Annotated in this window: 8 protein-coding genes and 2 pseudogenes; 6 read left to right on the forward strand and 4 right to left on the reverse strand. The window is 66.8% G+C overall.

Features of this window, described 5'->3' with window-relative positions:
* Positions 1-7 precede the first annotated feature (7 nt).
* Positions 8-127, reverse strand: a pseudogene (locus G3N96_RS24640) (cation transporter); the annotation flags it as partial.
* Between the two features lie 41 nt (positions 128-168).
* Here G3N96_RS24640 and G3N96_RS24645 point away from each other — a divergent pair.
* The 3 genes and pseudogenes from G3N96_RS24645 to def all read left to right on the forward strand — a co-directional run.
* Positions 169-1,035 (forward strand): annotated as a pseudogene (locus G3N96_RS24645) (cell division protein ZipA C-terminal FtsZ-binding domain-containing protein); the annotation flags it as partial.
* 166 nt (positions 1,036-1,201) lie between these two features.
* Entirely contained in the window at positions 1,202-3,277 is a 2,076-nt protein-coding gene (gene ligA, locus G3N96_RS24650) for an NAD-dependent DNA ligase LigA (protein ID WP_089473102.1), read from the forward strand.
* Positions 3,274-3,807 (forward strand): peptide deformylase, encoded by a 534-nt coding sequence (gene def / locus G3N96_RS24655; RefSeq protein WP_039342702.1) that lies wholly within the window; start codon positions 3,274-3,276, stop codon positions 3,805-3,807. Before ligA ends, def begins: the two co-directional genes overlap by 4 nt.
* A gap of 89 nt (positions 3,808-3,896) precedes the next feature.
* Here def and G3N96_RS24660 read toward each other — a convergent pair whose 3' ends face one another.
* The 3 genes from G3N96_RS24660 to map are packed head-to-tail and all read right to left on the reverse strand — an operon-like array spanning position 3,897 to position 9,270.
* Entirely contained in the window at positions 3,897-5,816 is a 1,920-nt protein-coding gene (locus tag G3N96_RS24660; protein WP_206138813.1) for a pseudouridine synthase, read from the reverse strand.
* A 16-nt stretch (positions 5,817-5,832) separates the two neighbouring features.
* On the reverse strand, positions 5,833-8,409 hold the full coding sequence (locus G3N96_RS24665) for a [protein-PII] uridylyltransferase (protein ID WP_206138814.1): 2,577 nt from the start codon (positions 8,407-8,409) through the stop codon (positions 5,833-5,835).
* A 45-nt stretch (positions 8,410-8,454) separates the two neighbouring features.
* The gene (map, locus tag G3N96_RS24670) at positions 8,455-9,270 is read right to left on the reverse strand and encodes a type I methionyl aminopeptidase (RefSeq protein ID WP_046545985.1); all 816 of its coding nucleotides are present in this window, start codon (positions 9,268-9,270) and stop codon (positions 8,455-8,457) included.
* A gap of 378 nt (positions 9,271-9,648) precedes the next feature.
* Between map and rpsB the strand changes: the two genes are divergently transcribed.
* The 3 genes from rpsB to pyrH all read left to right on the forward strand — a co-directional run bounded on the left by rpsB (position 9,649) and on the right by pyrH (position 12,311).
* Positions 9,649-10,389 (forward strand): 30S ribosomal protein S2, encoded by a 741-nt coding sequence (rpsB, locus tag G3N96_RS24675; RefSeq protein WP_006752149.1) that lies wholly within the window; start codon positions 9,649-9,651, stop codon positions 10,387-10,389.
* A gap of 162 nt (positions 10,390-10,551) precedes the next feature.
* Positions 10,552-11,433 carry a translation elongation factor Ts gene (tsf, locus tag G3N96_RS24680; protein ID WP_089495101.1) on the forward strand — a complete coding sequence of 294 codons (882 nt, stop codon included), beginning with the start codon at positions 10,552-10,554 and terminating at the stop codon, positions 11,431-11,433.
* A 164-nt stretch (positions 11,434-11,597) separates the two neighbouring features.
* Positions 11,598-12,311 carry a UMP kinase gene (gene pyrH, locus G3N96_RS24685; protein WP_011352459.1) on the forward strand — a complete coding sequence of 238 codons (714 nt, stop codon included), beginning with the start codon at positions 11,598-11,600 and terminating at the stop codon, positions 12,309-12,311.
* The last annotated feature ends 20 nt before the right edge of the window (positions 12,312-12,331 follow it).

The following is a 12,331-nucleotide window of genomic DNA, read 5'->3' on the forward strand; positions in this document are numbered from 1 at the left end:
GCCACGGTCAGGCCGCCTTCGCAGGCGTCATCACTTCGACGGTCACGTGAGACACGCCGTCGAAACCTTCGACCAGTGCATGGTAAAAGCGTGCGTCGCGCGCCGCATCGGCGGTCTCGACCGACACCGCGCACCGCGTCAGGCCCGGGGCGCCACGCCGAACCGGCAGAGCCGGCCGAACCCGTGCTGCCGGCCGCCACGACGATCTCTTCGGCCCCGCCGGCGATCGTCGACCGCCGGATCGACTGCATCGTGCCGATCCGCCTCGGCGGGTCGCTGCCGGGCGACAAGATCCTGCCGGCCGCGCAGCGGCTGCGCCGCGCGGGCAGCAAGCCCGTGCACATCGAAGGCAAGCCGGAAGGCGGCCAGTGGGAGTTGCTGCAGAACGGCGTGCGCTACGATGAGCTGCGCGCGGCCGCGCAGCTCGCGAACCGCAGCGGTGCGCTGAACGAGCTCGAGTTCTCCGAATTCGTGACGGGCGTCCAGCAGTTCGCCGACGCGATCGACGGCGCGCCGGAATTCCCGGACATGATGGAAACGGTCGCGATGGCGCGCGAGCTCGACGCGTTCGCCGCGCAGTGCGACGCGCAGCTGTCGATCAACGTGATGTCGGACGGCGCGCCGTGGTCGGCGAACTACGTGCAGGCGGTCGCGTCGCAGGACGGGCTGCTGCTGTCGCGCGACGGCACGCGTTTCGTGAAGCTCGACGCGAAGCAGAACCCCGTGTTCATGCTGCAGTTCGGTGACACGAACTTCCTGCGCGACGACCTCACGTACAAGGGCGGCAACATGATCACGCTGGTGCTCGACGTGCCGGTCGCCGAAGAGGACATCCTGCCGTTCCGGCTGATGTGCGACTACGCGAAGTCGCTGTCCGAGCGGATCGGCGCACGGGTCGTCGACGATTCGCGGCGGCCGCTGCCGGAATCGACGCTGGTCGCGATCGATCAGCAGCTGATGAAGCTGTACGCGAAGCTCGAGGAAGCCGGCATCCCGGCCGGCTCGCCGGTCACGCGCCGCCTTTTCAGCCAGTAACGCGCGCCCGTCAGGCGGCGGCTTTCGGCGCCGTCGCCCGACGCTGCAATGCAGCGTGCTCGTGTGCACTGCAGCGGGCCCGCGCGGCACGCATCGCGTGCCCCCGCTGCGGCGTCAAACTGAGATAATCGGAATTCCGATTTTTCAGAACGACTCTGCCGCCAGCATGGCCCGAACCCAAGCCGAACCGCCAGCCAGCCAGCCCGACGCGCGTGCCGCGTGGCTGCGCGATCAACTCGAGCGGGCGAACTACGCCTACTACGTGCTCGACCAGCCGGATCTGCCCGACGCCGAATACGACCGGCTGTTCCGCGAACTGCAGCAGCTCGAAGCCGACCATCCGGAACTCGTGACGCCCGATTCGCCGACGCAGCGTGTCGGCGGCGAGGCGGCCGGCGGCTTCACGCCGGTCGTCCATGACGCGCCGATGCTGTCGCTGAACAACGGCTTCGCCGACGAGGACATCGTCGCATTCGACAAGCGTGTCGCCGACGCGCTCGACAAGACGACCGATCTCGCCGGCTCGGTGACGGAGCCCGTCGAATACGCGTGCGAACTGAAGTTCGACGGTCTCGCGATCTCGCTGCGCTACGAGCAGGGCGTATTCGTCCAGGCATCGACGCGCGGCGACGGGACCACGGGCGAGGACGTGACCGAGAACGTGCGCACGATCCGCTCGATTCCGCTGAAGCTGAAGGGCAAGAACGTGCCGGCCGTGCTCGACGTGCGCGGCGAGGTGCTGATGTTCAAGCGCGATTTCGCACGCCTGAACGAACGCCAGCGGGCGGCCGAGCAGCGCGAATTCGCGAACCCGCGCAACGCGGCGGCCGGCAGCCTGCGCCAGCTCGACTCGAAGATCACCGCGCAGCGTCCGCTGTCGTTCTTCGCGTACGGGATCGGCGTGCTCGACGGGATGCCGATGCCCGATACGCACAGCGCGCTGCTCGACTGGTACGAGTCGCTCGGCCTGCCCGTGAACCGCGAGCGCGCGGTCGTGCACGGCGCGGAAGGCTTGCTCGACTTCTTCCGCAAGGTCGGCGAGAAGCGCGAGTCGCTGCCGTACGACATCGACGGCGTCGTCTACAAGGTCAACCGGCGCGACGAACAGGAGCGCCTCGGCTTCGTGTCGCGCGCGCCGCGCTTCGCGCTCGCGCACAAGTTCCCCGCACAGGAAGCACTGACCAGGCTCGTCGCGATCGACGTGCAGGTCGGCCGCACCGGCGCGATCACGCCGGTCGCGCGCCTCGAGCCCGTGTTCGTCGGCGGCGCGACCGTGACGAACGCGACGCTGCACAACGAGGACGAGGTGCGCCGCAAGGACATCCGGATCGGCGATACCGTGATCGTGCGCCGCGCGGGCGACGTGATCCCCGAGGTGGTCGGCGCGCTGCTCGACCGGCGCCCGGCCGATGCGGCCGAATTCGTGATGCCGACCGAATGCCCGGTGTGCGGCTCGAAGATCGAACGCCTGCCGGACGAGGCGATCGCGCGCTGCACGGGCGGCCTGTTCTGTCCGGCGCAGCGCAAGCAGGCACTGTGGCATTTCGCGCAGCGCCGCGCGCTCGACATCGACGGTCTCGGCGAGAAGATCATCGACCAGCTCGTCGAGCTGAATCTCGTGCGTACGCCGGCCGACCTGTTCAATCTCGGCTTTGCGACGCTCGCCGAGCTCGACCGGTTCGCCGAGAAATCGGCGCAGAACCTGCTCGACTCGCTCGAGAAGGCGAAGCACACGACGCTCGCGCGCTTCATCTACGGGCTCGGCATCCGTCACGTGGGCGAATCGACCGCGAAGGATCTCGCGAAGCATTTCGGCTCGCTGACGCCGATCATGGACGCATCGATCGAAGAACTGCTCGAGGTCAACGACGTCGGGCCGATCGTCGCCGAGTCGCTCCACCAGTTCTTCGCGGAAGAGCACAACCGGACCGTGATCGAGCAGTTGCGCGCACCGGGCAAGGTGACGTGGCCGGAAGGGCCGCCCGCGCCGAAGGCGCCGCAGGGCGTGCTGGCCGGCAAGACGGTCGTGCTGACGGGCACGCTGCCGACGCTCACGCGCGATGCCGCGAAGGAAATGCTCGAAGCGGCGGGCGCGAAAGTGGCCGGTTCGGTATCGAAGAAGACGGATTACGTGGTCGCGGGCGCCGAAGCCGGCAGCAAGCTCGCGAAGGCCGAGGAACTCGGCATCCCCGTGCTGGACGAAGACGGCCTGCACCAACTCCTGGAGGGTAATACGCCATGATTCGCGAGATCCTGAAGATGGGCGATCCGCGCCTGCTCGAAGTCGCCAAGCCGGTCGAGCGGTTCGATACACCCGAACTGCACGAGATCGTCGCGGACATGTTCGAGACGATGCACCACGCGAACGGCGCCGGCCTGGCCGCGCCGCAGATTGGCATCGGGCTGCAGATCATCATCTTCGGCTTCGGCAACAACAACCGCTACCCGGACGCGCCGCCGGTGCCCGAAACCGTGCTGATCAACCCGAAGATCGAGTACCTGCCGCCGGACATGGAAGAGGGCTGGGAAGGCTGCCTGTCGGTGCCGGGCATGCGCGGCGTCGTCAGCCGCTACGCGAAGGTGCGCTACAGCGGCTTCGACCAGTACGGCGAGAAGATCGACCGCGTGGCCGACGGTTTTCACGCACGCGTCGTCCAGCACGAATACGATCACCTGATCGGCAAGCTGTATCCGATGCGGATCACCGATTTCACGCGCTTCGGCTTCACGGAAGTGCTGTTCCCGGGGCTCGATCCGGCTTCCGACGATTGATTGGCCGGCTTTGCCGGCTGCTCGCAGACAAGAAAAAGCCCGCTTGCGCGGGCATTTTCATTGCGTGGCGCACGTGTATGCGCCCGCGATCAGAACGTCTCGTCGGCCGACAGATAGCGCCATTGGCCCTGCGGCAGTGCGCCGAGCATCACGCGGCCCATCCGGACGCGCTTCAGGCCGATCACGTCGAGGCCGACCAGCTCGCACATGCGACGGATCTGGCGCTTCTTGCCTTCGCGCAGCACGAAGCGCAACTGCTCGCCGTTCTGCCAGCTCACCATCGCGGGCTTCAGCGCGACGCCGTCGAGCTCGAGGCCGTGGCGCAGCTTCGCGAGCGATTCCGCGGGGAAGTGCTGGTCGATGTCGATGAGCCGCTCACCGAAGCGCACGCGCACCAGGTACTCCTTGTCGATGTCCGATTGCTCGCCGATCAGCTGCTTCGCGATCACGCCGTTCTGCGTCAGCACGAGCAGGCCGGTCGAATCGATGTCCAGGCGGCCGGCCGGTGCGAGGGCATGCAAGTGCTGCGGCGAGAAGCGCACCGGCGAATGATCGCCGCTCCAGCGGTTCGCGCGCGTGATCAGCACGGCCGCGGGCTCGTAACCGTCCTCCGCCTGGCCCGACACGTAGCCGACCGGCTTGTGCAGCAGGATCGTTACTTGCGCGGCCTGCGCGGCGCTCGCGCGTTCGTCGATCTCGATCTTCTGGTCGGCGCGGACCTTGGTGCCGAGCGTGTCGATGCGTTCGCCGTCGACGAGCACCCAGCCCTTTTCGATCCATTCGTCGGCTTCGCGGCGCGAGCACATGCCGAGCTCGGACATCCGTTTCGACAGGCGCATCAGGCCCGATTCGTCACCGTAGTCGACGTCGGCGGCGGCGCGCTTGACCGGTTGCGCGGTCTTGACGGCGCCGAACGAGCGGCGCTCGCCGTCGCGTGCGGGGCGGGCCGGGCGGTCGTCGTCGTTGCGGCGCGGCGGCCGATCGGACGACGTGCGGCGGTCGCCGAAGCTGCGCTTTGCACCTTCGCCGGCTGCCTTGTCGCGATAAGGCGCGCGTGCGTTGCCTTCGCTGGAACCTGCACGACGCGGACGTGCATCGTCATCGCGGCGTGGCGGGCGATCGGACGACGTGCGGCGGTCGCTGAAGCTGCGCTTTGCACCTTCGCCGGCTGCGTTGTCGCGATACGGCGCGCGTGCGTTGCCTTCGCTGGAACCTGCGCGACGCGGACGTGCGTCGTCATCGCGGCGGGGCGGACGATCGGACGACGTGCGGCGGTCGCCGAAGCTGCGCTTCGCGCCTTCGCCGGCTGCGTTGTCACGATACGGCGCGCGTGCGTTGCCTTCACTGGAACCTGCGCGACGCGGACGTGCATCGTCATCGCGGCGGGGCGGGCGATCGGACGACGTGCGGCGGTCGCCGAAGCTGCGCTTCGCGCCTTCGCCGGCTGCGTTGTCGCGATAAGGTGCGCGTGCGCCGCCTTCGCCTGCACCTGCACGACGCGGCCGTGCATCGTCATCACGGCGGGGCGGACGATCCGACGACGTCCGACGGTCGCCGAAGCTGCGTTTTGCACCTTCACCGCCTGCGTTGTCGCGATACGGCGCGCGTGCGCCGCCTTCGCCACCTGCACGACGCGGCCGCGCGTCGTCATCGCGGCGGGGCGGGCGATCGGACGACGTGCGGCGGTCGCCGAAGCTTCGCTTCGCGCCTTCCCCGGCCGTGTTGTCGCGATAAGGGGCGCGCGTGCCGCGTTCCGCACCGCCGTCACGCGGTGCACGCTTGGCCGGTGCGCGATCCGCGCCCGGGCGCTCGGCGCCTGCGGCAGCGCGCGGCTTGAACGTGCGTTCGCCGGCGCCGGCCGGGGACGCCTTCTTCGGGCGGGCCGGCTTGTCCCCGGCGGGAGGCGTAGCGGGACGCACCGCCTTGCGGGCGACGAGGCTGCCGGAGCGGACAGGGGCGCGGGTCGGCGACGCCGGCTTCGGATTCTTGACGGTTAATTTGGTGCGCATAAACGCTGGGATTCATTCAGACTGCGATCGCACGCAGCAATTCGGTTTCGAGCTGGATCTGCAGACGGTTGTCGGACAGGCCGGCACCCGCGAGCAGGAAGATGTCCTCGACGCGTTCGCCGAGCGTATTGATCCGCGCCGCGTGGACGCCGATCCGATGCTCGGCGAGTACGCGCGCGATCGAATAGAGAAGGCCCGGCCGGTCGTTGGCCGACACGGACAGGATGTAGTACTGGCCGCGCTCGTCGGCCCGCAGGTCGACGCGCGGCGTGATCGGAAAAGTCCGGGACAGCCTCGACAGGCGGCCCTTGGACGGCTCCGGCAGCGGTGCGGTTTCGGTGAGCCGCGACGCGAGTTGCTGCTCGACGAGATTCGCGATGTCGCGATACCGCACGTCACGTTCGGTCTGCGTGACGATGAAGTTGTCGAGCGCATAGCCGTGCCGCGTCGTGCTGACGCGTGCGTCGAGCACCGACAGCCCGTTGCGGTCGAAATACGCACAGATGCCCGCGAACAGGTCGGGGCGATCCTTCACGTACACGAGCACCTGCAGCGCGTCGCCGATCGGCGACGGCCGCGCGCGGACGATCGCGGTTTCGGCATTCACGTGCCGGTACAGCACACGTGTCTGCCACGCGATGTCGGCCGCGTCGTGACGCAGGAAGAAGCCGACATCGAGCTGATCCCACAGCGCGCAATGCGCGTCGTCGGGCACGGTCTCGAGACGCAGCAGCGCGAGCGCCTGCTCCTGCCGCGACTTCAGCTCCGAATGCGCGTCGGGGTTGGCCCCGCCGAGCACCGCGAGCGTGATGCGGTACAGATCCTCGAGCAGCTTGCCCTTCCACGTGTTCCACACCTTCGGGCTCGTGCCGCGGATATCGGCGACGGTCAGCAGGTACAGCGCGGTGAGGTACCGCTCGTTGCCGACGACTTCGGCGAAGCGCTTGATGACTTCCGGGTCGCTCGTGTCCTGCTTCTGCGCGACCTGGCTCATCGTCAGGTGATGCTGGACGAGCCACACGATCAGCGCCGCATCGTCGCCGGCGATGCCGTGCTCGCGGCAGAAGCGCCGCGCATCGGCCATCCCGAGCGTCGAGTGATCGCCACCGCGGCCCTTCGCGATGTCGTGGAACAGTGCCGCGACATACAGCACCCACGGGCGCTCGAAGTTGCCGATCAGCTGGCTGCAGAACGGATATTCATGCGCGTGCTCGGCCACCGCGAAGCGGCGGATGTTGCGCAACACCATCAGGATGTGCTGGTCGACCGTGTACACGTGGTACAGGTCGTGCTGCATCTGGCCGACGATGCGGCGGAAGTTCAGCAGGTAGCGGCCGAGCACGCTCGTCTGGTTCATCAACCGGAACGCGTGCGTGATTCCTTCGGGTTGCTGAAGGATCCGCATGAACGTGTCGCGGTTCTGCGGATCGCGGCGCCACGTGTTGTTCATGATCTCGCGCGAGTTGTACAGCGCGCGCAGCGTGCGGGCGGACAGGCCCTTCACGCCGCGGGTCGTCTCGTACAGCAGGAACGCTTCGAGGATCGCGTCGGGGTGGCGTTCGAACACGCCGTCGTCGACGATCTCGAGCATGCCCTGCTTCTCGACGAAGCGGTCGGGCGACAGCACGCGCGTGATGCCGCTCGTCGCGGGGAACAGCTGCGCCTCGATGTTCTGGATCAGGATCGTCGCGAGCTGCGTGACGGCTTTCGCGGCCCAGTAATAGCGGCGCATCAGCTGTTCGCTCGTGCGCTTGGTTTGCGTCGGCTGGTAGCCGAAGCTCTCGGCGGCCTGCGTCTGCAGGTCGAACACGAGCATGTCCTGGCGGCGGCCGGCGATCACGTGCAGCCGCGCGCGCAGCGTTTTCAGGAAACCTTCGTTGCGGCGCAGCTCGCGCGCCTCGCGATCGGTGATGAGACCACGCGTGTCGAGCTCGCGCCAGCTGCTGCCGAAACCGGCCGCGCGCGCGATCCACAGGATCGTCTGCAGGTCGCGCAACCCGCCGGGGCTTTCCTTCACGTTCGGTTCAAGGCTGTACGGCGTGTCCTGGAACTTCGCGTGGCGCTGGCGCATCTCGAGCACCTTCGCGGTGAAGAACGCGCGGGCGTCGAGCGCCTCGTGGTACCGCACCGTGAAGCGTTCGAACAGCGCGGTGCTGCCGACGATGCGGCGTGCTTCCAGCAGCGAGGTCTGCACCGTGACGTCCTGCGACGCCTCCTCGATGCACTGCGCGACCGTGCGCACGCTGCTGCCGATCTCGAGGCCGAGATCCCACGCCATGCCGATGAAGCGCTCGATGCGTGCATCGAGCGCCGGGTCGTGCGCATCGGGCAGCAGCACGAGGATGTCGACGTCGGAATAGGGTGCGAGCTCGCCGCGCCCGTAGCCGCCGACGGCGACGAGCGCGAGCGTCGCGGGCAGCCCGCAGTCGTCCCACACGCGCTTCAGCGCTTCGTCGGTGAGTTTCGACAGCGCGTGCATCAGCGACGCGACGTTCGCCGCGCGGCGAAAGCGCTCGAGCATCTCCGTCTTGGCGGCCTTGAATTCGGCGCGCCGCGACAGCGCTTCGGGCGAGGGGGCAGCGTGAGCGCTCATGGGCGGCTGTTCAGGTGCGGGTGGGGCGGGCTGGCGCGACGGCGCTCAGACGGCGGCGGCCGGTTGCGCGAACACGGGGCGCGCCGGCGTGCCGGCCGACACGGTCAGCACGTCGTAGCCGGTTTCGGTGACGAGCACCGTGTGCTCCCACTGCGCCGACAAGCTGCGGTCGCGCGTCTTGACCGTCCACTGGTCGGGCATCGTGCGGATGTCGCGCTTGCCGGCGTTGATCATCGGCTCGATCGTGAAGATCATCCCGGCCTTCAGTTCGATGCCGGTGCCCGGGCGGCCGTAGTGGACGACCTGCGGATCTTCGTGGAACACCGTGCCGATGCCGTGGCCGCAGTATTCGCGCACGACGCTGTAGCCCTGCGCTTCCGCGTGCTTCTGGATCGCGTAGCCGATGTCGCCGAGGTGCGCGCCCGGCTTGACCTGGTCGATACCGAGCCACATGCATTCGTAGGTGGTCTGCACGAGGCGCTTCGCGAGGATCGAACCCTCGCCGACGATGAACATGCGGCTCGTGTCGCCGAAGTAGCCGTTCTTGATCACGGTGATGTCGATGTTCAGCGCATCGCCGTTCTTGATCACCTTCTCGCCGGGAATGCCGTGGCAGATCACGTCGTTGACCGAAATGCAGGTGGCCTTCGGGTACGGCGGGTAGCCGGGCGGCTGGTAGTTCAGCGGCGCCGGGATCGTGCCCTGTTCGTTGAGCATGAACTCGTGGCAGAGGCGGTCGAGTTCGGCGGTCGTGACGCCCGCGACGACGTGCGGCGTGATGAAGTCGAGCACTTCGCTCGCGAGACGGCAGGCGACGCGCATCTCGGCGATATCGTGTTCGTTTTTGAGCGTAATAGCCATCGAGGTATGCCTGGAATGCGGTGAATTGACGGATTATCGCACCTTCTGGCAGGCCTCGCAGCCCCTGCCGGCGGTGCGGATGCGGGTTTTCGCGGATTGTCCGGCCGGCTGCCGCGCGGCAAGCGAAAGTGGTGAGCGACTTGAGAGCGGACAAATCGGCGTGCTATACTCTTTGGCTAAGTCGATATCCAATTGCCGAGCTTGCCCCATGTTGGGGCGGCATCGCGGATGGAAGGCTTGCGGCACGGGCGTTTGCACGTGTCGAATCGCAAGCCGGCGCAACCAGGGTGCCGGCCGCGCGGAATTCGCGCCCTTCGGGGTGGGATCGCGCGGCGGTACGGCGGCCGGCTTAAGACCCAACCCTCGTGGAGAATTTACATGGCAGTTACGATGCGCCAAATGCTGGAAGCGGGTGTCCACTTCGGTCACCAGACGCGCTTCTGGAACCCGAAGATGGCTCCGTTCATTTTCGGTCACCGCAACAAGATTCACATCATCAACCTCGAAAAGACGCTGCCGATGTTCACGGACGCACAGAAGTACGTGCGCCAGCTGGCAGCGAACCGCGGCACGATCCTGTTCGTCGGCACGAAGCGCCAATCGCGTGACACGATCGCCCAGGAAGCGCAGCGCGCAGGCATGCCGTTCGTCAACGCACGCTGGCTCGGCGGCATGATGACCAACTTCAAGACGCTGAAGGTATCGATCAAGCGCCTGAAGGACATGGAAGCGGCAGTCGAGGCAGGCGAGCTCGAAAAGATGAGCAAGAAGGAAGCGCTGCTGTTCGAACGCGAAATCGCCAAGCTGCAAAAGTCGATCGGCGGCGTGAAGGACATGGGCGGCATTCCGGACGCGATCTTCGTCGTGGACGTCGGCTACCACAAGATTGCTGTCACCGAAGCGAACAAGCTGGGCGTGCCGGTCATCGCCGTGGTCGATACGAACCACTCGCCGGAAGGTGTGGATTACGTGATCCCGGGTAACGACGACTCGAGCAAGGCAGTCGCGCTGTACGCTGAAGGCGTGGCCGATGCGATCCTCGAAGGCCGTGCGAACGCGGTCAACGAAGTGGTCCAGGCCGCACGCGGCGACGACGAGTACGTCGAGGAAAACGCGTAACTGGCCCCGAGCCGGCGCAAAAAGGGGGCTCTCAACAGGCCCCCTTTTTTTAAGCTTGTGCGCCGGACCTGATCGCGCCGAATCGGCGCGGGTCCGGAAACGAATCTCGGCCGTCCGCGTCCAAGCGGGCGGCGTTGTGAATACAGACTCAAGGAGCGAATGATGGCGGCAATTACCGCAAGCATGGTGGCAGAACTGCGCGCAAAGACCGACGCACCGATGATGGAGTGCAAGAAGGCGCTGACGGAAGCCGACGGCGATCTGGCCAAGGCTGAAGAGCTGCTGCGCGTCAAGCTCGGCAACAAGGCGAGCAAGGCGGCATCGCGCGTGACGGCAGAAGGCGTCGTCGCATCGTTCGTCGGCGGCAACGCAGGCTCGCTGGTCGAACTGAACTGCGAAACCGACTTCGTCGCGAAGAACGACGACTTCCTCGCATTCTCGAAGACGGTTGCAGAACTCGTCGCGACGCAAAACCCGGCCGACGTGGCTGCGCTGTCGGCGCTGCCGCTCGAAGGCTCGACGGTCGACGCAGTGCGTCTGGCGCTGGTCGGCAAGATCGGCGAGAACGTCTCGATCCGCCGTTTCGTCCGTTTCGAAACCGCAAACAAGATCGCAACGTACCTGCACGGCGCGCGTATCGGCGTGATCGTCGAGTACACGGGCGCGGAAGAGCAGGTCGGCAAGGACGTCGCGATGCACATCGCGGCAATGAAGCCGGTCGCGCTGTCGTCGGCTGACGTGCCGGCGGAACTGATCGAGACGGAACGCCGCGTGGCCGAGCAGAAGGCTGCGGAATCGGGCAAGCCGGCTGAAATCGTCGCGAAGATGGTCGATGGCAGCGTCCAGAAGTACCTGAAGGAAGTGTCGCTGCTGAACCAGACGTTCGTGAAGAACGACAAGCAGACGATCGAGCAGATGCTGAAGGCAGCGGATGCCGCAGTGCAGAAGTTCGCGCTGTTCGTCGTCGGCGAAGGCATCGAGAAGCGCCAGGACGACTTCGCCGCCGAAGTGGCCGCGCAAGTCGCAGCAGCAAAGCAGCAGTAAGTCGTAAGCAGTCAGGCAGTATCCGCGGCGGGCGTCCGCTCCGCCGCGGTCGGCGCCGCCGCCGGCCGGCCGGGAACCCCCGGTTCGACCGTCGGCGCTTGCCCGAATCAGTATTTCGCCCCTACAGTTCGTGGTTGTCATCCTCTCGTCGCTCGGAAGCCCCTATGTCCAATGCCTATAAACGCGTCCTCCTCAAACTCTCCGGCGAAGCGCTGATGGGCGACGATGCCTTCGGCATCAATCGCGCGACGATCGAACGGATGGTGGCCGATATCGCCGAAGTCGTGCGTCTCGGTACGCAGCTCGCGGTCGTGATCGGTGGCGGTAATATTTTCCGCGGTGTCGCGGGTGGCGCGGCCGGCATGGACCGCGCGACGGCAGACTACATGGGGATGCTCGCGACGATGATGAACGCGCTGGCGCTGCAGGACGCGATGCGCCACGCCGGCATCGAGGCGCGTGTGCAGTCCGCGCTGCGGATGGACCAGGTCGTCGAGCCGTACATCCGGCCCCGCGCGATCCGCCAGCTCGAGGAAGGCCGCGTCGTGATCTTCGCGGCCGGTACGGGCAACCCGTTCTTCACGACGGACACGGCCGCCGCGCTGCGCGGGTCGGAAGTCGGCGCCGAGGTCGTATTGAAGGCGACCAAGGTCGATGGCGTATATTCTGCCGATCCGAAGAAGGATCCGTCGGCCACGCGTTACACGACGATCACTTTCGACGAGGCGATCAGCCGCAACCTGCAGGTGATGGACGCGACGGCCTTTGCGCTGTGCCGCGACCAGAAGCTGCCGATTCGCGTGTTTTCGATCAACAAGCCGGGCGCGCTCAAGCGCATCGTGCTGGGCGAGGACGAAGGTACGCTCGTCCACGTGTAAACTCCCGCGGATGCGGGTTA

The organism is Burkholderia sp. Se-20373 (assembly GCF_017104705.1).
GTDB lineage: Bacteria > Pseudomonadota > Gammaproteobacteria > Burkholderiales > Burkholderiaceae > Burkholderia.

What these genes read in the sequence shown, in the direction of transcription:
- rpsB (WP_006752149.1), top strand. Translation starts at nt 9,649, where the DNA reads ATGGCAGTTACGATGCGCCAAATGCTGGAAGCGGGTGTCCACTTCGGT.
- def (WP_039342702.1), top strand. Translation starts at nt 3,274, where the DNA reads ATGATTCGCGAGATCCTGAAGATGGGCGATCCGCGCCTGCTCGAAGTC.
- map (WP_046545985.1), bottom strand. Translation starts at nt 9,270, where the DNA reads ATGGCTATTACGCTCAAAAACGAACACGATATCGCCGAGATGCGCGTC.
- G3N96_RS24660 (WP_206138813.1), bottom strand. Translation starts at nt 5,816, where the DNA reads ATGCGCACCAAATTAACCGTCAAGAATCCGAAGCCGGCGTCGCCGACC.
- tsf (WP_089495101.1), top strand. Translation starts at nt 10,552, where the DNA reads ATGGCGGCAATTACCGCAAGCATGGTGGCAGAACTGCGCGCAAAGACC.
- G3N96_RS24665 (WP_206138814.1), bottom strand. Translation starts at nt 8,409, where the DNA reads ATGAGCGCTCACGCTGCCCCCTCGCCCGAAGCGCTGTCGCGGCGCGCC.
- ligA (WP_089473102.1), top strand. Translation starts at nt 1,202, where the DNA reads ATGGCCCGAACCCAAGCCGAACCGCCAGCCAGCCAGCCCGACGCGCGT.
- pyrH (WP_011352459.1), top strand. Translation starts at nt 11,598, where the DNA reads ATGTCCAATGCCTATAAACGCGTCCTCCTCAAACTCTCCGGCGAAGCG.